Origin of the sequence: Longimicrobium sp. (assembly GCF_036399255.1) — a bacterium.
Classification (GTDB): Bacteria; Gemmatimonadota; Gemmatimonadetes; order Longimicrobiales; family Longimicrobiaceae; genus Longimicrobium.
The window spans coordinates 1-24840 of record NZ_DASWNM010000109.1; the positions used below are offsets into that span (position 1 = coordinate 1).

Annotated in this window: 17 protein-coding genes and 1 riboswitch; of the genes, 3 read left to right on the forward strand and 14 right to left on the reverse strand. The window is 71.1% G+C overall.

From position 1 onward, the window contains the following. Nucleotides 1-320: 320 nt before the first annotated feature. From VGC13_RS20260 to VGC13_RS20300, 9 genes are all read right to left on the reverse strand, one after another. Nucleotides 321-2921, reverse strand: coding sequence for an FAD-binding oxidoreductase (locus tag VGC13_RS20260; RefSeq protein WP_331127109.1), 2601 nt, complete (start codon nucleotides 2919-2921; stop codon nucleotides 321-323). 722 nt (nucleotides 2922-3643) lie between these two features. After that, complete coding sequence (locus VGC13_RS20265) at nucleotides 3644-4141, reverse strand: GNAT family N-acetyltransferase (RefSeq protein ID WP_331127110.1); 498 nt, start codon at nucleotides 4139-4141, stop codon at nucleotides 3644-3646. A gap of 40 nt (nucleotides 4142-4181) precedes the next feature. Next, nucleotides 4182-4709: a hypothetical protein gene (locus tag VGC13_RS20270; protein ID WP_331127111.1), complete on the reverse strand. Its 528-nt coding sequence runs from the start codon at nucleotides 4707-4709 to the stop codon at nucleotides 4182-4184. 35 nt (nucleotides 4710-4744) lie between these two features. After that, nucleotides 4745-5185, reverse strand: a complete 441-nt coding sequence (locus VGC13_RS20275; RefSeq protein ID WP_331127112.1) for a hypothetical protein — start codon at nucleotides 5183-5185, stop codon at nucleotides 4745-4747. Between the two features lie 75 nt (nucleotides 5186-5260). Further along, the gene (locus VGC13_RS20280) at nucleotides 5261-5494 is read right to left on the reverse strand and encodes a hypothetical protein (protein WP_331127113.1); all 234 of its coding nucleotides are present in this window, start codon (nucleotides 5492-5494) and stop codon (nucleotides 5261-5263) included. Between the two features lie 136 nt (nucleotides 5495-5630). After that, nucleotides 5631-6356, reverse strand: coding sequence for an SMI1/KNR4 family protein (locus VGC13_RS20285; RefSeq protein WP_331127114.1), 726 nt, complete (start codon nucleotides 6354-6356; stop codon nucleotides 5631-5633). Nucleotides 6357-6431: 75 nt separating this feature from the next. Further along, nucleotides 6432-7883 carry a M56 family metallopeptidase gene (locus VGC13_RS20290; protein ID WP_331127115.1) on the reverse strand — a complete coding sequence of 484 codons (1452 nt, stop codon included), beginning with the start codon at nucleotides 7881-7883 and terminating at the stop codon, nucleotides 6432-6434. Further along, on the reverse strand, nucleotides 7880-8254 hold the full coding sequence (locus VGC13_RS20295) for a BlaI/MecI/CopY family transcriptional regulator (protein ID WP_331127116.1): 375 nt from the start codon (nucleotides 8252-8254) through the stop codon (nucleotides 7880-7882). The genes VGC13_RS20290 and VGC13_RS20295 overlap by 4 nt, the downstream gene beginning before the upstream one ends. 448 nt (nucleotides 8255-8702) lie before the next feature. After that, nucleotides 8703-9353: an outer membrane beta-barrel protein gene (locus VGC13_RS20300; protein WP_331127117.1), complete on the reverse strand. Its 651-nt coding sequence runs from the start codon at nucleotides 9351-9353 to the stop codon at nucleotides 8703-8705. A 294-nt stretch (nucleotides 9354-9647) separates the two neighbouring features. On the opposite strand from VGC13_RS20300, the gene VGC13_RS20305 reads away from it, so the two are divergent. Continuing rightward, the gene (locus VGC13_RS20305; protein ID WP_331127118.1) at nucleotides 9648-10073 is read left to right on the forward strand and encodes a VOC family protein; all 426 of its coding nucleotides are present in this window, start codon (nucleotides 9648-9650) and stop codon (nucleotides 10071-10073) included. A 523-nt stretch (nucleotides 10074-10596) separates the two neighbouring features. Here the strand turns inward: VGC13_RS20305 and VGC13_RS20310 are convergent. Continuing rightward, complete coding sequence (locus VGC13_RS20310) at nucleotides 10597-11904, reverse strand: tetratricopeptide repeat protein (RefSeq protein WP_331127119.1); 1308 nt, start codon at nucleotides 11902-11904, stop codon at nucleotides 10597-10599. Nucleotides 11905-12570: 666 nt separating this feature from the next. Between VGC13_RS20310 and VGC13_RS20315 the strand changes: the two genes are divergently transcribed. Then, nucleotides 12571-15768, forward strand: a complete 3198-nt coding sequence (locus VGC13_RS20315; protein WP_331127120.1) for a VIT domain-containing protein — start codon at nucleotides 12571-12573, stop codon at nucleotides 15766-15768. A gap of 76 nt (nucleotides 15769-15844) precedes the next feature. Here the strand turns inward: VGC13_RS20315 and VGC13_RS20320 are convergent, their stop codons facing one another. Then, the gene (locus VGC13_RS20320) at nucleotides 15845-16171 is read right to left on the reverse strand and encodes a DUF4180 domain-containing protein (protein ID WP_331127121.1); all 327 of its coding nucleotides are present in this window, start codon (nucleotides 16169-16171) and stop codon (nucleotides 15845-15847) included. Between the two features lie 626 nt (nucleotides 16172-16797). On the opposite strand from VGC13_RS20320, the gene VGC13_RS20325 reads away from it, so the two are divergent. Beyond that, nucleotides 16798-18594 carry a glycoside hydrolase family 3 protein gene (locus tag VGC13_RS20325; protein WP_331127131.1) on the forward strand — a complete coding sequence of 599 codons (1797 nt, stop codon included), beginning with the start codon at nucleotides 16798-16800 and terminating at the stop codon, nucleotides 18592-18594. 640 nt (nucleotides 18595-19234) lie between these two features. Here the strand turns inward: VGC13_RS20325 and VGC13_RS20330 are convergent. From VGC13_RS20330 to VGC13_RS20340, 3 genes are all read right to left on the reverse strand, one after another. Then, nucleotides 19235-20338: an aldo/keto reductase gene (locus VGC13_RS20330; protein ID WP_331127122.1), complete on the reverse strand. Its 1104-nt coding sequence runs from the start codon at nucleotides 20336-20338 to the stop codon at nucleotides 19235-19237. A 742-nt stretch (nucleotides 20339-21080) separates the two neighbouring features. Beyond that, the gene (gene purF / locus VGC13_RS20335; RefSeq protein ID WP_331127123.1) at nucleotides 21081-22472 is read right to left on the reverse strand and encodes an amidophosphoribosyltransferase; all 1392 of its coding nucleotides are present in this window, start codon (nucleotides 22470-22472) and stop codon (nucleotides 21081-21083) included. 755 nt (nucleotides 22473-23227) lie between these two features. After that, nucleotides 23228-24655 (reverse strand): S8 family serine peptidase, encoded by a 1428-nt coding sequence (locus VGC13_RS20340; protein ID WP_331127124.1) that lies wholly within the window; start codon nucleotides 24653-24655, stop codon nucleotides 23228-23230. 52 nt (nucleotides 24656-24707) lie between these two features. Next, nucleotides 24708-24796: riboswitch (cyclic di-GMP riboswitch) on the reverse strand. Nucleotides 24797-24840: the final 44 nt, after the last annotated feature.

Below are 24840 nucleotides of genomic sequence, written 5' to 3' on the forward strand. Positions count from 1 at the left end.
CCACCTCCCCCAAAACTGCTGGGGGAGGTTGGCGGTGCCGATGGATCGAGGCTCGGCGAACGGGTTCGGACTGCGTCCGCGGGGGTGCCCCTCCCCCGGCCCCTCCCCGTTCGTTCCTCACGGAGAGGGGAGAATTCGATCGCGCTTCGACAGGCTCCGGGTGCGTCCCAACGACCCCCCCACCGGCTCGCGCCAATCCGCCCCGAAGCGCACCGCCGCCAGCCCTGCAACCAACCTCCCCCAGGGGTTTTGGGGGAGGTGCGAGCCTAAGCGAGCGGAGGGGGCGCCGGCCGACGCAGCGCGGTTCCCGCCGAAGTCAATCAGTAGTCGTACACGTGGTCCACGGTCATCCGCCCCTCCGCCTCTACGCGGCGCAGGAAAGGGAGCAGGTCGCGGGTGCGTACCGTGAGGACGGGGCGGATTCGCCGCGCGTCCGTGGGCAGGGGAAGCGCGTACAGGAACTCCGCGTCGGGCCCCACGTAGCGCCAGTCGCGCGGCGCCACGCCCGTCACCACGATGTCGTCGTTCCCCGCGATCTCCACCAGCGGCGCGGACTCGCCGCGCTTCGCCGCGTCGCGCATCACCTGCCAGAAGGGGTCGTAGCGCTCCACGGTCACCAGCGCGTGCCGCGGCCCAATCTGCCGCCGCGCCAGCACGCGCGCGTCGCCCGGCGCCAGCGAGGCGGTGTCGCCGTAGACGACGGCGCTGATGCGCAGGTCCTGCGGCGCGTACGCGGCCCCGGTGGCGCCGCCCAGCATTCGTGCGTACACGGCCTTGATGCCGTACTCCACCGACAGCGACAGGCGCCGCTCCCACTTGCGCAGCGGCGCCGGGCCCCAGAGCGGCACGTCGCTCCACAGCGCCCGCAGCTGCTTGCCGAACGGGTAGCGGTACCACGGAATGGTGTGGATGAAGGTGCCGTAGTCCGCCGCCACCCGGTGCCCGAAGCGGTCCTCGTCCGTCGCGCGGCCGCCGGCCGTCCAGGCGCTCAGCCGGCCGATGGTGTTCTCGTACGCGCCCTTCAGGCTGTACTCCACCGAGTAGCTTACGCCAATCACACCCAGCATCAGCGAGTACTGCCCGTTGCCGGGGTTCTCCCGCCGCGACGCGCGCGACACCTGGCCCCAGTTGCGCCAGTACTGGCCGATGGACTCCGCGTACGGAAAGCCGTGCGGCAGGCGGTCCTTTGTCCACGCCGCGTACTCGTCGGCGCTGTAGACGATGAACCACTCGGGGTGGGCGAGGAAGCTCTGCGACTCCGGCCGCGCGTATCCCGCGATGCTGTCCACCGCCGCCCGCTCCGCGCGGCCCAGCTCCATCCGCGCGGGGCCGGCGGGGTCGTAGCGGTCCCACAGCTTGTTGCGAAAGCGGTTCTGCGGGTCCAGCCGGCGCTTGAGCGCAAAGAACTCCGGGGCGCGGGGATACGCCCGGGCAAACTGCTCCGGCGTGGCGTGCGGCTGGTAGGGCAGGTACCAGCTGCCGCGGCTGGTCAGCGCCGCGTCCGACATCTCCCGCGTCCATTGCGCCACCTTCGCGCGCCCCGCGGCGTCCGTGCGCTGCTTGTACCAGACGACAAAGGCGAACTTTTCCTCCCCCGCCCACGCCAGCAGCGAGCCCGGGTCCGGCGTGGCGTGGCGGATGGAGACGTTGACCACGTTCACGTCGTGCCTGCGAAAGATCTCCCGCATCCGCGGCACGAACGCGCCGAACTCGCCCACCGGGATGAAGTACTCCTGCAGCACGTACGTGTACTTTTCGCGCGAGCCGGGCTCCAGTTCGCGCACGTCGTAGCTCGCCTCGTAGTTGCGCCACACCACCGGATTGCCGCGGTACAGCCAGGGATCCAGCACGTGCTCGCGGATCTCCTTGCCCCCCGGCCACCCCGTGACCACCGTCTGCCCGATGCGGCTGGCGGGATACGACGCCTGCCGCGGCATCAGCCGGTCGGCGATGGTGACGGAGTCCGCCGTCTGGCTGAAGGTGACGGCGCTCACGCGGTCGTACTCGTTGGGGTAGATGTCGGCGTTGTGAAAGACGACGCCGGCGCGGCCGCGCACGTTTCGGCGGAACCACTCGGCGTATTCATCCACCGACATGGTCTGGCGGGTACGGCGGACGCGCACGTTGTCCGCCAGCTCCAGCGTGGCCTGCGTGATCACGCCCAGCCCGCCGTATCCGCCGATGGCGCCGTAGAAGATCTCCGCGTTCTCCGTGGGCGACGCCGTGACCGCCGTGCCGTCCGCGAGCACGATGCGAAAGCTTCGCACGGTGCTGATGATGGGCCCCAGCTCCGCGTACCGCCCGTGGACGTTCACCGAGAGCGAGCCGCCGACGGTGAAGTTGCCGTACGACTGCATCACCTTGATGGACAGCCCGTAGCGGTCGATGAGCTCCTGGATCTGCCGCCAGGTCGCGCCGGCCTGCACGGTGATGGTCTTTGCCGCCGTGTCCAGCTGGATGACGCGGTTGTAGCGGCGCATGTCGATCTGCAGCGCGCCTTCGGTGGCCGTCTGCCCGCCCATGCTGAAGCGCCCGCCGCCGATGGAGATGGGCCCGCCCGTGGTCCGCACCGCCTGGACGATCTGCGCCTCGTCGGTGGGCGCGATCACCCGGTTCACCTCCACGGGATACAGGTGCGTAAAGTCGCGCACCACCGGCCCCGACATCGGCCCGATGGCCGACGTGCGGTTGATCCCCACCACGGTGGTGATGATGGTGATCATCACGGTGAGCACCAGCACCCACATCAGCCCGCGCGCCACCTTGCGCGCGACGCGCCCCACCGGCCGCAGGATGCGCCCCGCGCGCTCGCGGACGCGTGACCGGCGGGTAGCGGGCGCGTCAGTCGTGCGCTCGGATGCCGCGGCCGGACTGGCGGGCGCGTCGGGGCGCTGCTTCATCTCGTTCTCGCTGACTTCCATCGAAGAATCGTGCGGGAGCCGCCGGGCGGGAACTCAGGGGAGGTGCTTCAGGAGAGCCGGATCGCCGGGAGGAGACGGGGGGAGTCGCCCTCGCCGGCCGAGGATAATCTAGTGGGCCCTCACCCGCTCGCCTAGGCTCGCACCCTCTCCCGCAAGCGCGGAGAGGGTATCTAACGTCGCAAATGCCTGGGGGTGTGTTCCTTCGGATGTCGCGGAATCATGCTCCCCGCGCACATCTGTCATTCCGAGGGAGCGCCGCACAGACCCGTCCGCATCGCCATCCCCCGGCGCGCGACCGAGGAATCTACTGTCGGCGTTTTCCGGGTCCGTCGCAGCGCCCAGGACTCGCGGCTACAGTCCGCCGGGTTTCGCGGAACCAAGCTCCCCCGCGCACTTCTGTCATTCCGAGGGAGCGCCGCACGGACCCGTCCCTCACCACCGCACCCGCGCGCGACCGAGGAATCTACCGTCGGCGTTTTCCGCGTCCGTCGCAGCGCCCAGGACCCGCGGCTACAGTCCGCGGAGGCGGACTTTGCGCCTTTCCAGCGGCGAATTCATTCGCTCTTGGGAGGCGGACTTTGCGCCTTTCCAGCGGCGAATTCATTCGCTCCTGGGAAGCGGACTTTGCGCCTTTCCCGCGGCGAACTCATTCGCTCCGGGAGGCGGAATTCGCGATCCTCGATGTGCGCCGCGCAACGTACGAACGCGGAGACCCTTCCGTGTCACGCCTCATCGACGGTATACCGGCAAACCCGCGGACCCAGGCCGAGCGCGGTTCCTTCCGGCAGCGTATCGACCTCGTCCACCTGGGTAAATCCCGCCCGCTCGACGGTTTTGCGCGAGGCGGCGTTGTCCGGCTCGATGAGCACCCAGAGCGGCGCCACGCCAGAGATCCGTGCAAGGCCGGCCACCAGCCGGACGGCCCGCGTGGCGTACCCGTTCCGGCGATGCGCCTCATCCACCTCGTAGCCGGTATGCCCCAGCGCGCGAAGGATGAGCGGATCGTCCGTGACCCGCAGGTGGATGCGGCCGACGCGCAGGCCGTCCGTCCGGCGGTGGATGGCGAAGCGGTATTCCAGCGCGGGGGAGAGGAACCGCGCCTCCGGTGGCCGCGCGGACGCATCGCCGGGCTCCAGGACGCGGAGCAGGCGAAGCTCGACGGCGTCATCCGCCAGCACCGCCCCGGCGGGAAGGCGCTCGTGGGGTGGAACGTGTGTCATCCACCGCTTCCGCCGGGGAGAATCGACGGCGTGGAGCCGGTCACCGGCCCTCCCGCATTTCGCCGACGCCTTCGAACTGGTAGGTCTGGAACCAGCACCCCGGACGGACGGGGACGTACAGGACCCCGAAGTTTTCCGGGGCGTCACCCAGCACCCCGTACACGCCGACGCCGTGGTGATAGCCGAGCAGGGAGAGGGAATCCGGCGTCATCGCCCGGGCCCTGCCGTACTTCACGTAGGCGCCGCGCGCGTCCACGTGCGGCCACACCACTTCGGGGATCGGCTCGTTCCGCAGGTACCAGCCCGCCTCGGCGGCGTACCGGGAGGTCAGCGGAAAGGCGTCGCTGAGCGGCCGGCCCTGGAACGTCGTGTCGCCCGTCGCGTCGTCGACCTCCACCGTGATGGCGACCAGCCCCTCCGCCGACACCACGCACGACGGAACGATGCGAACCGGAGCGGCGGGCGGTGGCGGCGGGCCGGCGGGGCGGCGGGGAGTCGCACACGCCGCCAGCAGCAGCCCCGCGATGCAGGCCGATGCGAATCGCGGGAGCATCGAAAGCGGCGTCATCCACACCCTCCAGTCGTCCCGCGCCGCATCCCCCGTCAGCGGGAGTCGCGCTGGCCGGGGTCGCGCACCGGCAGCCGGTCCATCAGCATGGACGTGCCCGGCGCCAGCTCGATCGTCTGCCGCGAAAGCGCGCGCGTCCGCTTGTCGATCCAGAGGGTGGACGCGAGTCCCGCAAAGTCCATCTGCACCACCCACGCGTCGGCCATCCGCCCGCCCTCCACCTCCACCCGCTCCGATCCCGTCACCCGTGCGCTGAGGGTGACGACGGAATCCATCTCGCTGATGTACGCCGGAACCGAGACGCTGTACCCGTCGCGCAGGTCGCCCGCGCGCACCGTCAGGTCGAACACGGTGCCGTCGTACACGCCCGGAGCCAGCACGCGTGCCACGTTCATCCGCCGTCCCCGCGTGGTGCTCCAGCCCACCACGCTGTCGGCCGTGAACCGCAGCGCCTCCGGCGAAGTGCCCTCGTCCACGATGGAGAGCGGCGAAAGGTGTGGCAGGCGGTAGAAGTAGACGGCGTGTTCCGCCCCGAACGCGCGGTTCTCGGTTCAGTACTCGCGCCGCATCGCGGGGACGCCTGCGTGCTCGGCAACCTGAAGCGAATCCCACAGCATGCCCACGTGCAGGGGCTGTCCGCCGCGCACAAGGTAGATCTGCATGCTGTCCTTGCCCATGCGCACCCGGTCGAACCGTACGTCCGGCGGCGGACTGGCCTCCTGCGCGGCGACGGAGCACGCGGCGGCGATGACGGCGGCAAGGGAGATCAGGAGGATTCGTGGCATGGCGTGCGGACGTGGCGTGGAGGACGGCGGTGTGTCGCGCGGTGGGGCCGGCACGGTTCCGGAGTGTACCGGCCGTCCGATCCATCCGCCAGTCCGGTGATGCGGCGGCGGGTGCCTGAATCCGCATGAGACCGGTTCAGGCCGGCGGGCCCTGTGGATGACCCGGCGGATACACGGGATCGCCGAACCACCAGGTGCCGCGGCCGCCGGCCAGCACGTCGTCGATCCAGCGCTCGTACCAGTCCAGGAAAGTAACGTTCAGCGGGATGAACCCCGCGTCGGCGCCGCGGCTGTCGACCCACATGGTTCCGCGCGTGGGCCCGGTGACCACCAGCAGGTGCAGGTATCCGCATCCCTCGTCGCACAGCGGCAGCGTGCCGCCTGCTTCCCGCGCGCCCTGGAGCCGCTGCTCGTCGTCGCTCACCTCGCCCGCGTCCGCGCGGTCCCAGAAGGCGATCACCTCCGGGTCCTCGTCGGGATTGTACGTCTGCACGTGCGGAAACGGGATGGCGAGCACCTGCGGATGCGCATCGGCCTTGGCCTCCCGGAGCGCGGCGGCCAGGGAAAAGAGCCCGTACGCCGGCCCCGCGCCCCCGTCGCCCACGCGCGTGATGAAGCCGCGGTACTCCTCCGGCAGCGCGACGCCCAGCCGCGCCTCGACCGCCGCCACCTCGCCGGGTGAAAGCGGGGGACGGATATCCGGAATCCCGCGGCTCTCCGCGCCGAAGGGGCGCAGGTCCCGCTCCCGCGCCCGCCGCACCTTGTCCGCGATCCGGTCCAGCGCCGCCTCCAGCATCCGCCGATCGTCATCCCGGGTGACCGTTCCCTTCCATCGCTCCAGGGAATGATGATGGACGATCACGATCCGCGAAAGAGAAAGAGCCCCGGCGCGTGCTCCGCGCCGGGGCTCTCCATCCTGCATCGCGATGCGTGGCGGTCAGCGGTTGGCTGCGCCCGCGCGGGTGGTGATGCGGATGACGCCGTTGGCGGCGCGCGGATCGTCGTACGCCCGGGTCGCGGCGTCGCCCTTGATGACCTCCACCCGCTCGATTCCCTCGTGGTCCAGCCCGCGCAGGGCGCTTGCCGGCGAGACCACGCCGTCGATCACCAGCAGCCCGTGGAACCCCTCCGAGAGAACCACGTCCGAAGTGGAGGCGGGCGAGGTGTCGACGTGCACCGGAACGGGTTCCCGCATGCGCGCGTTCGCCTGGGCGGCGGCGCGTACGGTGTGGATGGTGACGGTGTTGCCGGCGGTGCCGCCCGCCACGTCCACCTGCGCGATCTGGCCGGCGGGAAGGGCGCGCGCCACCTGGGCCGGCACCTTCTCTCCGTCGACGATGTAGGTGACGGTTCCCCCCTGCACCGGCTGCAGCTGTACCACGCGGGCCTCCACGGCCGCGACGTCCATCTTCTCGATCTCGGCGGTGGTGGGGAGCGGGCTCTCGCAGGCGCTGGCCAGCGCGGCGAAGGCGAGCACGCCCAGCAGCGTGGCGCGCAGGCGGGCAAAGCGGGGCAGTCGTGCGTTCATGGCGCGAAGTCTCCGTTCCAGGGTGGAGGGCGACCCGGCCAGCGCCGGCACGCCCAGGGAAAGCCCGGGCCCGCGCCCGGCCATCTCGATGAGCAGCGTGCCGTACGCCCGCCGCTCCACGCCGCGCCGCAGCACGCGCGCGTCGCAGTCCATCTCTACCGCCGCGCGCAGGCGCAGCAGCATCCACCAGGCGGCCGGGTTCCACGGCACCAGCGCCACCGCCACGCACCCCGCCGCCAGCGTAAGCGGATCACGGGCGCGCACGTGCTCGGCCTCGTGCATCACCACCAGCCGCTGCTCCTCGGGCGGGGCGGTCAGCAGCCACGCCGGCACCACCACCTCCGGCCGGCGGATGCCGAGCACCGCCGGCCCCACGCGCGGCGCCACGCGCACCGGCGCGCCCGCCATTTCCACCCGCGGCCACGCGCGCCGGGCCCGGCGCGACCGCAGCAGCGTGGCCGCGCCCAGCGCCAGCGACGCCGCCGTCAGCAGCGCCCATCCCGCCGCCAGCGCGGTCCCCGCCGCACCCTCGCCCAGCTCCGCGGCCCGCTCCAGCGTAGCGGCCAGCGCGGCGCGCGACGCCTCCAGCGCCCGCGCCGCGGCGGCGGCCGGTCCGCCGTCCGGACGGAGCACCGTCGCGTCCGCCGGCTCCGTCCGCGACAGGACGGCGCCGGTGAGGGAGACGGGGGCGGTGGCGCGCAGGGGAGCGAGCGCCGCCAGCGCCACCGTAGCCAGCAGGGCGCCCAGCCACAGAAAGCGGACGGCGCCGCCGCGCGGCCGCACCACCTCTTCCATCAGCCAGGCGGCCAGGGCCAGCAGCGCGCCCACCAGCAGGGCGTACACGATCCAGGCGGCGATCACGATTCCTCCTCCAGCCGTTCGGCCAGCAGGTGTCGCATGCGCTCCAGCTCTTCGCGCTTGAGCCTGCGGTCCGAGACGAGCTGGGCGAACATCAGCTCGGCGGAGCCCTGGAACACGGCTTCGCGAATGCGGGCCAGCGCGCTGCGGCCGGCCTTTTCGGGCGCCACGGTGGGATGGTAGCGGTACGCGCGCCCCTCCGGCTCGTGGCGCACGAACCCCTTTTCCTCCAGCGTCTGCAGGGCGCTCAGGACCGACGTGTACGCCAGGTCCTCGTCCAGCGCCTCGCGCACTTCGGATACGGTCCCCGAGCCGGCGCGCCACAGGATGCTCATCACGTCCAGCTCGCGCGGGGTAAAGCTGACCTCGTCCATGATTCCTCCGCTACGGGTTCTTCCGTAGTTTAATCATGTGCCCCGCGGATGTCAACTGCTTTTTCCGTAGATGGCGATGGCGAATGAATTCGCTGCAACAACCACACGAAGGCCGCCTTCGCGGACTGGAGGCGGTGGGGCAGGGGCACGTGCCTGCCACGTAGCGGGTTGGGCGGAAGCGGCCGACGTGATGGCCAGTGAGCGGGACCGAATTCTCCCCTCTCCGTGCGGAACGAGCGGGGAGGGGCCGGGGGAGGGGCACCCCGCGGACGTAGTTCGATGCCGTCGAAGCGGGATCGAATTCTCCCCTTTCTCCCGCTCCGCGGGGGAGAGGGGCCGGGGGAGAGGGGGCCCCGTCGGGCGCCAGTGCGATGCTCGTCGCCGAGCCTCCACCCCGGGCGTGCCCCTCGCGCCGCCCCCTCCGAAACCCAATCCGCCTACATCCCCTTCAGAACTGAAAGCCCAGCTTGATGCCGACGGTGATCGGCCGGAACTCCCGCGCGCCGGGGCGATCCACCGAATACTTCCGCGCGGCGATGCGGGCTTCGGGGGCCAGCACCAGCGCGCGGCCGTCCGGCAGGCCGTACTTCACCCCGGCGTTGACCAGGTAGCTGATCCCCGTCCTGCGCAGGTCGAAGTCGAACTCGCCCTCGTCGCGGCGCACCAGCAGCTCGGGCGCCACGCCCGCCTCGACGAACGGCAGCACGCCGCGGCGCGGGTTCACCAGGTTGTACCCCACCGTCAGCGGCGCGCCCAGGTAGATGATGTCCACGTGGCGCAGGGTGGTCCCGGCGCTCGTGGTGGACCGTTCCGCGTAGCCCTTGTCCGCCAGCGAAAGCCCGAAGCGCAGCGAGGTGCGGGGTGCAATGCGCGCCAGCCGCGAGGCAGCGACCGAATAGCCCACGGACTCCACCTGGCTGAGCTCCTGCGACTCCGCGACGCCCTCTGCGATCACGCCGTACATGGAGTGGGAGCCGGTCTGGTCCAGCGAGGCCTCTACCTGGTACCGCGGATGCTGCTGGGCGTGGGCCGCGGGCGCCGCCGCCGCCAGCGCCAGCAGGCCCAGGACGGCGGAACGCACGAATGCAGGTGTGGGCATACCGGTTCCTCGATCAAGTAAGGGGAGAAGAAGCTCCGGCGGAATGCCGGCACACACAGAACGACCGGACCCGTGCGTTCGCGACAGTGAGCGCACGTTCCTCCCGCCGCGTGCGTGGCCAGCGGCGCTTCGCGGCCGCCCCGGACGCGAGCGTGGCGGCCGGGCGCTCGCACCGGGACTCGCCTCGCCTGCACACCGCCCGGCGAGCGCCACGCGTTCCCTTGCACGCAGCGCGCGTACGAGGCTTATTGTTGGCGCTCGCTGTCCCCTCCGCCTCCCGGACCCGGAATCCCCATGAGCACTGAAGCCCCCGCGGGCGCCGACCGCCGCGCCCATCCCGAATCGTTCCGCGCCCGCTCCCTGCTGGCGCTGCTGACGGTGAACGACGCGCGCAAGAGCATGGAGTGGTACCGCGACGTGCTCGGCTTTCACGTGAAGGAGCAGTACGAGCACGAGGGCAAGCTGCTGGGGGTGTCGCTGCTCGCCGGCACCGTGCAGCTGATGCTGAACCAGGACGACGGCGCCAAGGGCTGGGACCGCAGCAAGGGCGAAGGCATCTCGCTGGCCTTTGCGACCGCCCAGGACGTGGACGCGCTCGCCGCGCGCATCAAGGAGCGCGGCGGCACCCTGATGTCCGAGCCCGCCGACATGCCCTGGGGCGGCCGCCTGTTCCGGTTCCGCGACCCCGATGGCTTCATGCTGGCGATCTCGTCGGAATAGCTCCGGCCGCGCCTGCCCCCAGGCGAACCAGCAGGTCCGGATGAGCGCAGGCGATGTGGGCGCCTGCATCTCCCCCCCCAGGAAGCCCCCGCTGCGCAATGAGAGACGGGAAGGCCCCGGCGATTGGTTCGTCGGGGCCTTTGTGATTGCGCGCCTTGCGAAACCGCGGTTATTTGCGTCAGGTCCAACGAACTAGCACGAAATGTATGTGTCGCGTAGCTTGTGGACGAAAGCGCCTCCAAGGTCATTCCGGGTCCCTGGGGCGCCTAGAACCGTCGTTCAGGAGTTGCCTTCGATGAACGTCCGTCGTCTCGCCCTGTTGACTCTGCTCCTGGCGGTTGCTGCGTGCGGCCGCCTGCCGACCGAGCCCGCTGCCGCTCCGGCAGGCCCGTCGATGGATGGCAACGGCTTTACGCTGGGCGGGGGGCGAAGCGATACCGTGCCTCTCCCACCAGGTACCAGCAGCCAGACCGCTGAGGCGACGGCGGGGAATGGATTTACCCTCGGTGGTGGCTGATCGGCGTCACTCTTCCTCGGGGGCGTCCGGGGGACCGCGCCGGCGCCATGTAGGGCCCCGCCACCGCACCAGCCGTTGCGCAGCCACCACAGCCAGATTCCGCAGCACCTGCGCTTGCGGGTCCACCGGGCTCATGGGCTGGACACCCGGCTTCTGCTGCGCGATCTCCCGCAAGAGCGTCTCGGCTACCTCCACAGCCAGGTCCGCTCCGGCTTCACGACCCATCTCGAGAGCGGATTCGGCGTACCCCCGCGCGCGGTTCCAGTCGCCCAGCAGGCGGGCTCCTTCCGCACACCCGCACAGTGCACCTGCCCCTGTCAGCGGGAACCGCCTCGACATCTCGACAACGCGTGCGGCTGCGTCCTCGAAGCGGTTGGGCCAGTTTGCACCGCCTGCGGCACGAGCAAGCGTCCCGAGTACGACGACCAGCTCGTCGGGCGCGGTGATCTTCGGGATGACCTGACTGAGAAGCTGGAGAGCGGGTCCATACTGGCCCATCCGCACCATCAGAAACGCGAGATCGTAGGCGAGTGCCGGGGTCCTTGCGTTGTGCACCGGCAGTGCGCGGAACGCCCGGCGGGCATAGTCCACCGCGCGGGGAAACCGGCCGCGCAACGCGGACAGGCCGAGGAGCTCATGATACGCGCGGCCCGCCTGCTTCTTGAGGCCCTTGCGGCGCGCGGTGCGAGCGGCGCGTTCAAGGTGGGGCCGAGCCAGATCGAAGCGGCCGCTCGCGATGTGAAGACGCCCCAGCCCTCGATGCGCTTCGATGTAGGCACGAACGTTCTGCGTAGTTCGTGCGAGCCCGATCGCCCGGTCGTGCCAGATCTCAGCCCGGGCTCTCTCGCCGGCTCTGCGGCAGACGCGGGCGGCGAGATTCGCCAGCGCCGCGCTCTCCTGGTCCGCCGAGGCTCCCGCTTCCGCAAAGTGAATCGCGGTCTGGAGCAGCGCGTGCTCCTGTGCCCAGACGGCCACTGCACGGCAGGCTGCCGCGACCTCTTCCGTGGAGATACGGTCAGGCTCTGCGCGCATGCGTTCGAACGTCGCCAATGCCCCGGCTAACTCGCCGGTCGAGGCTGATCCGGTGTCCTGGCGTTTCCACCGTGTCGTAAACAGCTCCTTGCGCTCGTCCAGCCCCGCGGCCGACCAGGCCCGTACCGCCACAAGCGCGCGCCAGAGTTCGGTCCCCGCATCTTCGTCCACGTACGGACCCGGGCTCAGCTCGATGATGAGTCCGGCTTCATCCAGCGGCCATCGGGGAGGCGCCGGGATAAACCAGAGCGTGCCGATCTTCGCAGGTTTGTCGACGCCCATTGATGATTGCGGGGCAGTTTTGGCGCATACACTATGCGACAGGATAGTTGCTATGCCTTGGGCGCGCTATGCCGTTCGATCAGGTTCCGCTGCCGAGCAGGTTGCGCCTGCACCAGCATTCCCACAGCCATGCGTCCATTTGTGCCTTGGTCGCGTTCTCCGGCATGGGCGGCATCGTCCGCTCGGGGACGACGAGTAGCGGAGCCCTGTCATCGCTCCTCGCTGCGGGTGCTCCCTCGCGCACTCCTTCTGGATTCTCAGATTTGGAGTTGGGCTGCGATGTGATTGGCGTGGTTTTCATCAGTACTCTCCGGTCTGCTGTTCGTCATCCGGCCGGACGCCCGGCACGACATGACGCTGAAGGAGAGGACTCCGATCGCAAAGACCCGTTTTCTTGTAAGTGGCGGCTGGTCTAACTTTCTGGCGGATCGGGAGTTTGCCGCGTTTGTGCGGTTCCGCCGATCAGTGTGACCCGAGCGGCTTCGCGGAGTGCGAGCAGGTGCCGCGGAACCTCTCCCTGCCGTTGCGGATACAGTGCACCCGGTCGCAACTTCCAGCGCGCGACGGAACGGAGCGGCCTTGCCGTTACCTTCTGACCACGGCTGCCGCTCCGTTGCCGGATGCCCGCGCCCCCACCCGTCACACCGCCCGATGACCCGACATACCATGCGTAGATCCGCCGTCCGCGTCTTGCTGGCGCTGCTGGCCGCGACCCTTGCGCTACCGCTCGCCGCGCAGGAGCAGGCGCCTGCGCCCATCGCGCTCTCCGATCCGGACGGGCAGGAGCTCGTCATCCAGGAGCTGAACGTGCGCGCGGCGGTGCAGGGGGTGTTCTCGCTCACCGAGATGGAGATCGTCTTTCGCAACCCGCACGGGCGGCGGATGGAAGGGCGCTTCAGCGCGGTGCTGCCGGAGGGCGCCACCATCAGCCGCTTCGCCAAGGAGGTGAACGGCAGGCTGATGGAGGGCGAAGTGGTGGAACGGCTGCGCGCCAACCGCGTGTATGCCGAGATCCTGCACCAGATGCGCGACCCCGCGCTGCTGGAGCAGGACCAGGGCAACCGCTTCAGCGCGCGCATCTTTCCCATCGAGGCGGGCGCCACCGTGCGCGTGGTGCTGGGCTACACGCGCCTGCTGCCGCTGGAGGGCGGCGTGCGCACCTACCGCGTGCCCCTGCGCGGGCTGCCGCGCATCGGCATGATGCGCGTGACGGCGAACGTGCAGCCGCTTCCGCACGAGCAGCAGGTGGGCGCCACGCTCGCGGGCCCGCGGGGCAGCCGGATGACGGACGCGGGGACGCTGGCGTGGGAGGACGAGAGCTTCACCCCCACCGAGGACCTGGAGATCCGCTGGAGCCCGCGCCCCGACGCCCCGCGCGAGTACCTGCTGCGCGCCGGGCGCTTCTACGTGGCCGGCGTGCGGCCGGACGTGGCCCCCGCACCCCCCGCCGGCGCCGGAACCCGCTGGGTCTTTCTGCTGGACACCAGCGCCAGCGCGGCCGAGGGGATGGACCACCGCCTGGCCGCCCTCCGCGGTGTGCTGGCCGCGCTCCCCGGCAGCCGCGTGGAGCTGATCGCGTTCGACCAGGACGTGGTGCCGCTGGGCACCTTTGCCCCGCGTCAGGCCGCGGAGCGCGTGGAGGCGCTGGTCCGCGAGCGCGGACTCCTGGGCGGCACCAACCTGCACGCCGCCCTGGCTGACATCCAGGCCCGCGCCGCGCGTGACCCCGCCACCCGCTTCGTGCTGGTGAGCGACGGCGCCGCCACCGTGGGCCAGACCTCGCCCGCCGAGCTCTTTCGCCCGCTGGACCGCATGCCGCCTGCCGCGCAGCTCAGCGCGCTGGTGCTGGGCGCGCGGGAAGATGCCGTCGCCCTGCGGCAGATCACCGGCGGGCGCGGCCGCATCGTCCGCGTGCCTTTCACCGACCGGATGACGGACCGCGCCCGCGAGGCCGCCGCGCGCCTGGCGCTGGCCCCCGGCCGCACCGTGGAGGTGCGCGATGCCGCCGCCGAGGCCTTCCACGCCACCGGCGCCGAAGACGTGCAGGCCGGCGGCGAGGTGCTGGTGCTGGGCCGCCTGCGGGACGGGGAGGACACGCGCGTGGCGGTGGACGGCGTGCGCACCGGCGCCGCGCTTCCGCTGGATGAGGACCGCTTCGGCCCCCTGCTGGTGCGCGAGTTCTACCGCGCGCACCTGGAGAAGCTGCAGGAGGAAGAGCGCCACGCGGACGGCGACGAAGCCCGTCGGCGGCTGGCGGAAGAGCAGGTGGCGCTCAGCATCGAGCACCGGGTGATGGTGCCGCGCACGACCATGCTGGTGCTGGAGACGGAGGCCGACTACGTCCGCTTTGGCCTGAACCGCACCGCGCTGGCGCAGATCCTGGCCGTGGGTCCGCGCGGCATCGAGCGCCTGGACCGCGATCCCTCCGCGCTACTGGCCCTGGCCGACACCGCCGCCCGCGACGAGCAGCCCGCCGAGCCGTCGCCGGACGAACCCGCTTCCGCCGGCCAGGAAAACGCCAGGGAGGAGGCCGAAGCGGCGGTGGATGGAAACGAGTTCAGCGCGAGCGGCCAGGCGGGCCGCGTCGCCGAGGGTGTCACCGCATCCGTGGGCACGCAAACGCTGGTGCCGCCCGAGGAGGATGGGAACGGGGCTCCACCCCCACCGCCCGCGCCGCCGCCACCTCCGTCCGCACCCCCGCCGCCGCCTCCCCCGCCGGCACCGTCGCCGACCACGACCCTGGAACGGCGGGAAGGGCTTACGGACCTGGTGGTGACGGGAACCGCGGAGACTTCCTCCGGCTTAGCCGGCGGCAGGCCTGCCGCCGCGGCTGCGGCGCCTCCGTCCGCGCCGCCGCGGCCCCCGCTCCCCGAGTGGGTGGGCGCGCGCCGCTTTCGCCCGGGCGAGGCGGACAGCCTGCTGGCGCGGCTGGCGGCCAACCCGCGCGACCGCGTGCTCTACAACGAGCTCAGCGAGGCGCTGGCCGAGGCCGAGCGGTGGCGCGAGCTGCGCGACGTCGCCTTCCGCTGGCAGCCCATGGACCCGGACAATCCGCAGGTCTACGAGAGCCTGGCGCTGGCCAGCCACAGCCTGGGCCGCCGCGACGAGGCGTACCGCGCCACCGGCTCGCTGGTCGAGGTGGCACCCGGCAAGCCCGAGATGCTGCAGCGGGCCGCGCTGCTGCTCTGGCGCGTGGGCGCGCGCGACGCGTGGGAGGCCCCCGCCCGCCGCGCCGTGGAGATGCGCCCGGACCTGCCCAACCCGTATCGCACCCTGGCGCTCCTCCTCTGGCAGTCCGGGCGGATGGAAGAAGCCGCCGGCGTGCTGGAGCGCGCGCTGGCGATGCCCATCGATGGCTGGTACGGCAACGCCGCGCAGGTGGTGCGCGACGAGCTGGGCTACGTGTACCGCGCGTGGATGCGCGCCCAGCCCGGCCGCGCCGAAGAGATTCGCCGCCGCGCCCGCGAGCACGGGGTCGAGCTGGAGCGCACCGACCGCCTGCGCATCACCATGACGTGGGATACGGACGGCAACGACGTGGACCTGCACGTGGTGGATCCCGCCGGCGAGCACGTGTACTACGCCTCTCCCAGCGCCTCCAGCGGCATCCGGCTGCTGCAGGACATCGTGCAGGGCTTTGGCCCCGAGGTGGTGCGCACCGACCGCGTGATTCCCGGCACGTACCACGTGGGCGTCAAGTACTTCGCCGCGGGCCCCATGGGCATCAGCCGCGGCATCCTGGTGGTGATGGAGCCGGTGGAGGGCGGCGACGTGCGCGTCCGCATCGAGCCCTTCCGCCTGATCCCCGAGCGCGGCGACGTGCAGCCCGTCTTCACCATTCAGCCCGGCGGGGCAGGGAAGTAGGCCGGTCCAGGAACAAACGAAAGGACGCAGAGGCGGATCGATTCGTCTCTGCGTCCTCTCGTTTTCCGTGCCCCGGTCACTCGCTGGCGAGCCACTCCACCGCCTGCTCCCGGCCGGGAAAGAAGCGGAACCACCGTCCATGGTTCGCCTCGCGGGCAAAGTCCTGGAACGATTGCGAGTGGATGGATGGATCAGGCACCACGCCCGCCATGCGGATCTCGTACAGCGTCAGCTTCTGCACCAGCGCCCCCGCCACGCCGGTGCTCAAATCGAAGAACTCCGGCGGCAGCGCGCCGCCGTCCAGCAGCAGGTTCCGCTCTCCGCTTTCAATGCAGGCCGCGACCACCGCCATGGGATCGAATGCGCCCGCCGCCTGCGGTGGAAGCTCGAAGTACGTGCTCACGGATCTGTGATGGATTGATGCAGGACGATGCGGAGCGCACACGCTACACATCCTTCCCGTCATCCGCAATCGACGGCGGGGGCCCTCACCCGCTCGCCTGGGCTCGCACCCTCTCCCGCAAGCGGGAGAGGGGATAATCGTAACACTAAATCCGACAAAATGTCATTCTGAGGGAGGCGCCGCACGGTGCTTTCCGTACGCTCCGGAGCCTGGCGCCGACCGAAGAATCTTTATCCGAAGCGGCAGGATCTTTCCGTCACGCGGGGTTCCCGGGCTCTGCCCGGGAGAAGGTTCCGCGCGAGGGGAGGGAGATTCTTCGGTCGCGCCAACTAGCTTTGTGGCTTTCCTGAGAGCCCGGGGCGGGCGCTTCCTCAGAATGACAGGTGTTTTCCCCGATTGGGTATAAACGTCGCAAATCCCTTTCGTGCGGTTCCGTGGTTGAAGCCCCGTTCCGCGTGCGCCAGCGAGCGGAGACGGGGCTTGTCGCTGTCCCAGCAGCGGGTTTACCCGCTCATCTTGCGGGGCCAGTCGCGCCCCCCTTTGCCTTCTCCCGTGCTTGGGCCGCGAGCTTGCAGGACCACCCGCGACCGCTCCTGATCCCGACGCCCTGAGGTGCCTGCCCGGTGATGATCTCCACGCTGTTCCTGCGCCCGCTGTGGGCGGCGCTGCTTACGCTGGCCGCTTGCTCCGCGCCCGACCGCGCGGAGAATCCCGACACCACCAAGGCGACCCGCGCCACCCGGCCCGCCGCGCCGGAGGTGCCCGCCATCCCGCCGCTGCGCACCGACACCGCCGGCCAGGCGTGGGTGGAGCAGACGCTGGCGCAGTTCACCCTGCGGCAGCGGGTGGCGCAGCTGGTGTTTCCGTGGATCAGCGGCCGCGCCGACCCCGCCGAGCAGCAGCGGATGCTGCAGTGGGTGTCGCGCGACCAGGTGGGCGGATTGATCGTCTCCACCGGCACCCCCGCCGCGCTGGCGAGCAAGCTGAACGCCGCGCAGATGCGTGCCGGCGTGCCGCTGCTCATCGTCAGTGACCTGGAGACGGGGCCGGGGATGCGCCTGAACCCCGGCGGCACCCGCATGCCTCCCGCCATGGCCTTCGGCGCCGCGGGCGACACCGCGCTGGCCCGGCAGGCGGGCCGCGCCACCGGCGCCGAGGCGCGCGCCGTGGGCATTCACCTTACGCTGGGGCCGGTGCTGGACGTGAACTCCAACCCGGCGAACCCCATCATCAACGTGCGCTCCTTCGGCGAGTCGCCCGAGGCGGTGGCGCGGCTGGGCGCGGCGTGGCTGCAGGGCGCGCGCGAAAGCGGCCTGCTCTCGGTGGGCAAGCACTTTCCCGGGCACGGCGACACGCACGTGGACTCGCACGTGGGCCTGCCGCAGATCAGCGGCGACTCCGCGCGGCTGGACCGCGTGGAGCTGGCGGCGTTCCGCGGCGCGCTGCACGCGGGGATGGACGGCGTGCTGGTGGGCCACATCGCCGCCGTGGGGATCGAAGGGCCCAACGCGCCGCCGGCCTCGCTCTCGCCGCGGATGATCGGCATCCTTCGCGGCCCCATGCAGTTTCGCGGGATCGTCTTTACCGACGCGCTCAACATGGGCGGGGTGACGCGCCGCTACTCCGTCACCGAGGCCAGCATCCTGGCGCTGCTGGCGGGGGCGGATGCGCTGCTGCAGCCGCCCGGCCACCCGCAGGTCATCGACGGCATCGTGGCCGCCGTGGAGTCAGGCCGCATCCCCCGCGCGCGCATCGACGAGGCCGCGCGGCGGGTGCTGACCGCCAAGGCCGCGGCCGGCCTGCACCGCGGCGGCGCGCGCGTGGACCCCGCCGCCGTCGCGGGCTCGGTGGCCACGGAGGCGCACCGCGAGGTCGCGCGGACGGTGGCGGCGCGCTCCATCACCCTGGCCCGCGACCGCGACGGCGCCGTACCGCTGCGGCGGGACGCGCGGGTGCTGCACGTGACCTACGCCGACGGCAACGGCTCCGCGGGCGGCGTGCTGCAGCGCGAGCTGGCCGCCGGCGGCGTGCGGGCCGAGCACGTGCGCGTGGGGCCGGGCACCCCCGCCTCCACCTTTGCGTCGCTGCGGTCGCGCGCCGCCGCCGCGGACGTGGTGATCGCCAGCATCGCCATCGCGCCCTTCCAGTACCGCTCGCTGGGGGTTTCGGGCGGCACGCCGGCCTTCGTCGAGGCGCTCGCCGCATCGGGCAAGCCGGTGATCGCCGTGTCGCTGGGGAGCCCGTACCTGCTGGACGCCTTTCCCTCCGTTCCCGCCTACCTGCTGGCCTGGGACGCCGGCGCCGCCGCCGAGGCCGCCGCTGCCCATGCGCTGCTGGGCACCGCCCCCATCACCGGCCGCCTTCCCGTCTCGCTCCCCCCGCACCACCGCATCGGCGAGGGGATCGATCGGCGGCCGGAGTAGCGGATTATTCCAGAGGCGGCGGGTTCAGCGCGACCCGCGGGCGCCCCCTCCGCTCGCTTAGGCTCGCACCTCCCCCAAAACTGCTGGGGGAGGTTGGGTAGGGCAGAGGAGGCAGCGCGTCGGTAGGATTCGAGCTGCGTCAGGAGGTAGCCCCCTCTCCCGACCTCTCCCCCCTGAACTGCAGCGGGGAGAGGTGACGCGCTTCGAACGATGTCCGCAGTCGCGGAAACACCTGTCATTCTGAGGAAGCGCCCACCCCGGGCTTTCCGGAAGACCGCGTAGCCAGTTGGCGCGACCGAAGAATCTCTCTCCCCTCGCGCGGAACCCTTTCCGGGCATCGCCCGGGAACCCCGCGTGGCGGATAGATCCTGCCGCTTCGGATAAAGATTCTTCGGTCGGCGCCATACTCCTGGGTATAAGGAGAGCACTGGGTGGCGCCTCCCTCAGAATGACAGGTTTGTCCAGGTGGCGTACTAGACGTTTCGGTTGCGCAGTTGAAGCCCTGCGCAGTTTGCAGGGCTTTCCGCTGTCGTTGCGGCGGCTTCAGCCGCTCTCGGACCAAGGCCAGCGGAAACGACAAAGGCCCCGGCGATCCACTCGCCGGGGCCTTCGCCATCCACCCATCACCCAATCCGCCGCCTCAGTCCGCGGCGGCGGATTCCACCGCCTCGGGCGCGCCGGGGAAGCCGTCGTCGGCATAGCGGTAGACGGGGCCCAGGGGCTCGCCGTCGCGAACCATGGTGCCCTTGTAGCGCATGTGGTCCTCGTGCACGCCAAAGTTGCTCTTCTGCAGCTCGGCGATGCGCGACAGGTCGTCGGCGGTCAGGTCCGGCAGGTCGCTGGCGGCGGCGAACTCCTCCAGCTGCTCCACGTTGTAGATGTTGGGCAGCGTGGTCATTACCACCGGGCTGGCCAGCAGCCACTTGAGCGCCGCCTGGCCAATGGTCATCCCGCGCCCCTCGTGCAGCCACTCCAGCGCCTCCAGCTTCTTCAGCCCGTTCGTCAGCCAGCTGCGCGGACGGTGGCGGCGGTGGTCGTTCTTGGCGAACTCCGTCTCCGGCGTGTACCTGCCTTCCAGCATTCCCGACGAGTGCGTCACGCGCACCTGGATCCCCGTCTGCCCGCCCCGCTCGGCGGCCTCGGTAAGGATCTGGCCGGGGAAGGGCTCCAGGACGTTGTTGATCAGCTGCAGGTTGCGCACGCCGCGGTTGCGGATCAGGTCCAGCCCCTCGAACAGGTAGCCGTTGCTGGGCCCCAGCGCGCCGCCCCACGCGCGGATCTTTCCCTCGTCCTGCAGGCGCTGCAGCGTTTCCCAGATGGCGTCGTCGGGGACGTGCTCTTCCTTGGTGTTGTGAAAGCTCACCACGTCGATCACGTCCGTCCCCATCCGCTGCAGCGACCGCTCCACCGCCATGCGGATGAACGCGGGATCGGGGTTGTGCGGGATCTCCTGCTGGCCGCGCCGCGCGTCGGGGTGGTTGTAGAAGTCGTACCCCACCTTGGTGGTGATGGTGATGCGGTCGCGCCGGTCGCCAAACGCCTGGCGCAGGATCTCGTCCGCACGGCCGTTGCCGTAGGTGTCGCCCGAGTCGTACAGGGTGATGCCCAGGTCGTACGCCCGGTGCAGCAGCGCCACCGCCTGCTCGTCGGTAAAGTCGCCCCACCAGCCGGCGGCGAGCGTCCACAGGCCAAATCCGACTTCCGAAGCGCGGATGTCGGTGCCGGGATAGGTGCGGTACTTCATGGGCTCTCCCTCAGGTCGGGCACGGGATCGGAAAAATCGTTTGTCGGGTCCTGATGATGCGCGCGGACGCCGCCGTCGCAGACCCGCAGATTGCACGCTGCGACGCGCCGGGGCAAGTCGGACGATGCCGGACTGCGCGTGGGGGATGTGCCGACGCGCGTCTTCGGCCGGTGCCGGGCTTCGTCCGCGGGCGCCCCCACCGGGCTCGCATGACTCGCCCACCTCCCCCAAAACTGCTGGGGGAGGTTGGGTAGCGGACGGATCGAAGATCGGCGACGGGCATCGAACTGCGTCCGCAGGGTGCCCCTCCCCCGGCCCCTCCCCCGGCCCCTCCCCGTTCGTTCCTCACGGAGAGGGGAGTGCGGTTCGGAAGGATCTCGGCGGTTCGAAGAGCATCACGCTGGCGCCCGACGGGGCCCCCTCTCCCCCGGCCCCTCTCCCCCGCGGAGCGGGAGAAAGGGGAGAATTCGATCCCGCTCCGACAAGGCTGCGTTTACATCCACCCTCCCCGCAACGCACCGGAGATTCCGTACGCGTCACCTCTCTCCCGCGCAGTTTGCGGGGGAGAGGCCGGGAGAGGGGGCCACCTTCGGACGCAGCGCGAAACCTATCGAACCACCCCACCCTCTGCCCCACCCCAACCTCCCCCAGCAGTTTTGGGGGAGGTGCGAGCCTAAGCGAGCGGAGGGGGCGGGCGGACGCGCTCCGCGCTCCATCGAAGCGCCGCGAGCGATGTCCTGCCTCAGCAGTGCGAGCTCATCGCCAGGCCGGCTTCGGCGTCCACCAGCGGGGCGCGGTAGTCGCCGGTAAAGCAGGCCACGCAGTACGTCTCGCCGTTCTCGCGCACGCAGTCCACCATCCCCTCGGGAGACAGGTAGCCCAGCGAGTCCACGCCCAGGTAGTCGCGGATCTCCTCAACCGACTTGCCGCTGGCGATCAGCTCTTCGCGGGTGGGCATGTCGATGCCGTAGAAGCAGGGCCAGCGCACCGGCGGCGACGCCAGGCGAAAGTGCACCTCGGCGGCGCCCGCCTCGCGCAGCATGTTCACCAGCGCGCGCGACGTGGTGCCCCGCACCAGCGAGTCGTCCACCACCACCACGCGCTTCCCCGCCAGCACCTCGCGCACGGGGCTGAACTTCATCCGCACCTTGAAGTCGCGCCCGGCCTGCGTGGGCGTGATGAAGGTGCGGCCCACGTAGTGGTTGCGGATCAGCCCCAGCTCGAAGGGGATCCCCGACTGCTCGCTGTATCCCACCGCCGCCGAGTTGGCGCTGTCGGGAACCGAGATCACGATGTCGCCCCGCGCCGGCTCCTCCTGCGCCAGCCTGCGGCCAAAGGCGCGGCGGGCGCGGTCAACCGTGTACCCCCACAGCCGCGTGTCGGGCCGCGCAAAGTACACCAGCTCGAAGACGCACGGCTGCGGCTCGGCCACGAACCCCGGAAGGCAGGCGACCGACTCGATCTCGCCGTTGCGGATGCGGATGATCTCGCCAGGCTCCACGTCGCGCACGTAGGTGGCGTGGGCAATGTCCAGCGCGCAGGTTTCGCTGGCGATCATCAGCCCCCCGCCCGGCAGCGTGCCGATGACCAGCGGACGGTAGCCGTACGGGTCGCGCGCCGCGTACAGCACGTCGTCCACCGTGATCAGCACGCAGTACGCGCCCTCCAACTGCGACAGCGCGTCCGCGATCTGCTGGTCGGGCGTCTCGGCGCGCGACCGGGCGATCAGGTGGACGATGACCTCGCTGTCGATGGTGCTCTGGAAGAGCGCGCCTTCCTGGAACAGCCGCTCGCGCAGCAGGTTGGCGTTGGTGAGGTTGCCGTTGTGCACCAGCGCCAGGTGGCCGGCGCGGTAGCGCTCGCGGATGGGCTGCGCGTTCTTGAGCCCCGCGCCGCCCGCCGTGCTGTAGCGGATGTGCGCCACGGCCAGGTCGCCGGGAAGCTTGGTCAGCTTCTCCTCGTTCAGCGCGTCGGAAACCAGCCCTGCCTCGCGCACGCGGCTGCTTTCACCGGTCGCGCTGTCGAAGCTGGCGATGCCGGCGGCCTCCTGTCCCCGGTGCTGCAGGGAGTACAGGCCCAGGTAAGCAATGCGGGCGGCCTCGGGGGTGCCGGAGACCGCGACGATTCCACACACGGTTTATGTGCTGCCGTTCGGGTGCGCGCTGCCGCTCCGCGGGTGCGTGAGAGGCCCGAAATCTAGAACCGTGGATACCCCGCGGCAACCGAACGGGTCGCATTATCCGGCATCTCGATGCCTCGTCGTCCCCACCGGCGCCCCCTCCGGGCTCGCATTACTCGCCCACCTCCCCCAAAACTGCTGGGGGAGGTCGGGGTAGCCGCGGATACCGAGGCGTTTCGACGGGCATCGAGCTGCGCCAACGGGGTGCCCCTCCCCCGGCCCCTCCCCGTTCGTTCCTCACGGAGAGGGGAGTGCGGTTCGGAAGGATCTCGGCGGGTCGAAGAGCATCACGCTGGCGCCCGACGGGGCCCCCTCACCCCCGGCCCCTCTCCCCCGCGGAGCGGGAGAAAGGGGAGAATTCGATCCCGCTTCGACAAGCTGCGTTCGCATCCCCGCCCTCCGGAGCGCAGCGGAGAATCCGGTGCCCGTCGCCTCTCTCCCGCGCGGTTTGCGGGGGAGAGGCCGGGAGAGGGGGCCCGCGTCGGACGCAGTCCGAGCCCTGTCGAAGCGCCCCTTCCCGTGCGGAAACACCAACCTCCCCCAAACTTGGGGGAGGTGCGAGCCTAAGCGAGCGGAGGGGGCGCCCCGCGGACGCCAGCGCAAACCCTTGTGCGGCACAAAGAAACCTCCCTTCGTGCGTGAAGGTCCAAAGAAAAAGGCGGGGCGCCTTGACCGGCGCCCCGCCCTTTACGTCCAGCCGAAAGCGGCGATCAGATCACGCCGGCGGCGCGCGCCACGTTGATGCGGCCCTTGCCGTAGTGGGGATCGGTGCCGGTCTGGCCCAGGTCGTCGGCCGAGCCCTGCAGGCGGGCGCGGATCTGCGACGGGTTGTGGCCCACGTCCTCGGCGATCAGCGCGGCGGTGCCGGTGGTGTGCGGCGCGGCCATGCTGGTGCCGTTCAGGCCGATCACGAACGTGCCCGTCCGGCACGCCGGCACCTGCAGGCTGAAGCGCGAGCACGCGGCCCACACCGGCTGCGCGGCGCCGCCGGGGGCGGCCACGCTCACCTGCGAGCGGCCGAAGTTGGAGTACGCGGCCGGCGCGTCCACGTTGGTCCACGGGCCGTTGGTGGCACCCGCGGTCGGACCCGTGGCCGACACGCAGATCACGTGCGGCGCGCTGCAGTAGGCGTTGTAGGTGTTGCCGTCGTGGTCCATGTCGCGGCCGTCGTTGCCCGACGAGACCACCATCGTGGTGCCCTTGCGGTGCGCGTAGTTGAACACGCTGTTCAGCGTGGCGATGAACGAGGGCCCGGCGCCGCCGGCGGCGCTGGCGTCACGGCGCGCGAAGGCGCCGCCCAGGCTCATGTTGGCCACGTCCACGCCCAGGTCGGCCGCGTACAGCACGCCCGCCAGCACGCCGCTGGTGGGGCACTGGCCGTTCACGTTGCACACCTTGACGCCCACCAGCGTCACCCGCGAGGTCACGCCCGCCGCGGCAATGGCGTTGCTGCTGACGGTGGCGCCCACGTGCGTGCCGTGGTAGTGCAGGTCCGCGACCGGGTGCGCGCCGGGGAAGAACGCCGCCACGTAGGCGTCGTCCGAGGGCACGAACGAGCGCGAGTTGGCCAGGTCGACGCGTCCCGCCAGGTCGGCGTGCGTGTAGCCCAGGCCGGTATCGAGGATGGCGACCTTCACCGCGGGCGAGCCCAGGCGGCCGGCGGCCCAGGCGGCCGGCGCGCTCACGGCGCGCATGTGCCACTGGCGGGAAAAGAAGAACGCGGTGGCCGGTGCGGTCGGGCTCTGCACGGCGTCGCCGGCCACGTCCGACTGCGAAACCTCGCCCATCACCGGCGACAGCACCGTCATGTCGTCGGCGTCGACGGCGGCCACGTCACGGTGCGCGCCCAGCTGCGCGGCGGCCTCGGGGCTGAGCCCCGCCACCGCGCCCACGCCGGCGCCGCCGTGCGCAAAGACCACCGTGCCGCCCAGCGCGGCTACGCGCGCCGCGAAGTCGGCCGGCACGCCGTTGCCCTTGAAGCGGACCAGGTAGCTGCCGTCGATGGGCGAGGTGGAGGAGGCGGTCGCCAGCGACGGCGCGCGGCCGGGGGCCAGCGGCGAGTCGGTGCTGACGTCGGCGCAGGCGCTCAGGCCGGCGGCGGCGAGCAGGGCAAGCACGCGCGTGGTGGTGTGGTTCATCGTTCCTCGTGGTGAAGCGGGTTCTTTCCGCGCGGCGGCGGCAAGGACCTTCTTCGGCAACCGGGCGGTCTCAGGCGGCGGGGGGCCGGGAGATCCCTGGCTTTGCGGACCGGCCTCGCGGCCGGGGTGCGTTTGTCGGAAGGAGCGGATGGAACGGTACTGCGACTGCCCGGCGGGTGGGGCGA

Excerpts from the sequence above, each read along its gene's own strand:
- VGC13_RS20260 (WP_331127109.1), bottom strand. The coding sequence starts at position 2,921 with ATGGAAGTCAGCGAGAACGAGATGAAGCAGCGCCCCGACGCGCCCGCC.
- VGC13_RS20265 (WP_331127110.1), bottom strand. The coding sequence starts at position 4,141 with ATGACACACGTTCCACCCCACGAGCGCCTTCCCGCCGGGGCGGTGCTG.
- VGC13_RS20270 (WP_331127111.1), bottom strand. The coding sequence starts at position 4,709 with ATGACGCCGCTTTCGATGCTCCCGCGATTCGCATCGGCCTGCATCGCG.
- VGC13_RS20280 (WP_331127113.1), bottom strand. The coding sequence starts at position 5,494 with ATGCCACGAATCCTCCTGATCTCCCTTGCCGCCGTCATCGCCGCCGCG.
- VGC13_RS20295 (WP_331127116.1), bottom strand. The coding sequence starts at position 8,254 with ATGGACGAGGTCAGCTTTACCCCGCGCGAGCTGGACGTGATGAGCATC.
- VGC13_RS20300 (WP_331127117.1), bottom strand. The coding sequence starts at position 9,353 with ATGCCCACACCTGCATTCGTGCGTTCCGCCGTCCTGGGCCTGCTGGCG.
- VGC13_RS20305 (WP_331127118.1), top strand. The coding sequence starts at position 9,648 with ATGAGCACTGAAGCCCCCGCGGGCGCCGACCGCCGCGCCCATCCCGAA.
- VGC13_RS20310 (WP_331127119.1), bottom strand. The coding sequence starts at position 11,904 with ATGGGCGTCGACAAACCTGCGAAGATCGGCACGCTCTGGTTTATCCCG.
- VGC13_RS20315 (WP_331127120.1), top strand. The coding sequence starts at position 12,571 with ATGCGTAGATCCGCCGTCCGCGTCTTGCTGGCGCTGCTGGCCGCGACC.
- VGC13_RS20325 (WP_331127131.1), top strand. The coding sequence starts at position 16,798 with ATGATCTCCACGCTGTTCCTGCGCCCGCTGTGGGCGGCGCTGCTTACG.
- VGC13_RS20330 (WP_331127122.1), bottom strand. The coding sequence starts at position 20,338 with ATGAAGTACCGCACCTATCCCGGCACCGACATCCGCGCTTCGGAAGTC.
- VGC13_RS20340 (WP_331127124.1), bottom strand. The coding sequence starts at position 24,655 with ATGAACCACACCACCACGCGCGTGCTTGCCCTGCTCGCCGCCGCCGGC.